The 1186-nt window shown below is 55.8% G+C and carries 1 protein-coding gene; it reads left to right on the top strand.

Going from position 1 to position 1186, the window contains the following annotated elements; all coding sequences use genetic code 11:
• The first annotated feature begins 13 nt into the window (after positions 1 to 13).
• Positions 14 to 1024 carry an IS110 family transposase gene (locus ACP7E3_RS31835; RefSeq protein ID WP_426125512.1) on the top strand — a complete coding sequence of 337 codons (1011 nt, stop codon included), beginning with the start codon at positions 14 to 16 and terminating at the stop codon, positions 1022 to 1024.
• Positions 1025 to 1186 lie beyond the last annotated feature (162 nt).

The following is a 1186-nucleotide window of genomic DNA, read 5'->3' as shown; positions in this document are numbered from 1 at the left end:
GAGCGAGTCAGCACTGATCGGTATCGATCTCGGCAAACATACTTTCCACCTGCACGGCCAGGATAAGTCGGGCCGCGAGGTGTTTCGCAAAAAATGCTCACGAGCGCAGATGATGCAGTTTTTCGGCAATGTGCCGAGCTGTGTCGTGGTGATGGAGGCCTGCGCAGGGTCGCATTTTGTCGCTCGCCAACTGATGGCGATGGGACACACGGCCAAGCTGATTTCCCCGCAGTTCGTTAAGCCCTTCGTCAAGGGCAACAAAAATGACTTCGTCGACGCTGAGGCGATCTGTGAAGCCGCTTCCCGCCCATCCATGCGCTTCGTTACGCCTAAAACCGAATCCCAACAAACCCTGTCTGTGCTACATCGGATGCGCGAATCATTGGTGCATGACCGCACCAAAACGGCTAATCAGATGCACGGTTTTCTGCTGGAGTTTGGGGTCAGCCTGCCCAAGGAATTGGCCATCATGAAGCGTTTGGCGAGCGTTTTGGCCGAGCACGAATTACCCGTTCGTCTGACGGTCTTATTGCAGCGCCTGCACGATCACTTCGTCTATCTGGATGAGCAAATCAAAGCGCTGGATAAAGAACTGGCGGGCCAACTGGCCGACGATGATATGGGCAGTCGTTTGCTGAGCATGCCGTGTGTCGGCCCGATCACCGCCAGCCTGCTGGCTGTGGAGATGGGCGATGGTAAACAGTACCGATGCAGTCGCGACTTTGCCGCCTCCGTTGGCTTGGTGCCCAGGCAGTACAGCACGGGCGGCAAGGCCAATCTGCTGGGGATCAGCAAGCGGGGTGACAAGCATCTGCGACAACTGTTGGTGCAGTGTTCCAGGGTCTATATGCAGAGGCTGGATCACCAGAAAGGCGCTCTGGCTGACTGGGTTAAAACCTTGCTCAGTCGACGACATTCAAATGTCGTGGCCTGTGCCCTGGCTAACAAACTGGCGCGTATCGCTTGGGCAATAGCCGCTCGCCATACGCAATATGAAGCAGGGCCAGACGCTTTGAACGCCTGACCCTGCAGTTGTTGCAGTACCACGATTCACCCTTCAGGTTTTGCGATAGCTGAACAACAGATGATGTGAACGGCACACCGGCCTGGCGAAGATCCTGACATAAAAATCGGCTTCAGAAGCCGACGGGTTTTTAAGGATCGTCAGGCGCGACTCTCATCGTGG

Origin of the sequence: Pseudomonas sp. PSPC2-3 (assembly GCF_049898265.1) — a bacterium.
GTDB lineage: Bacteria > Pseudomonadota > Gammaproteobacteria > Pseudomonadales > Pseudomonadaceae > Aquipseudomonas > Aquipseudomonas veronii.
This window is presented reverse-complemented; position numbering and strand designations above follow the sequence as displayed.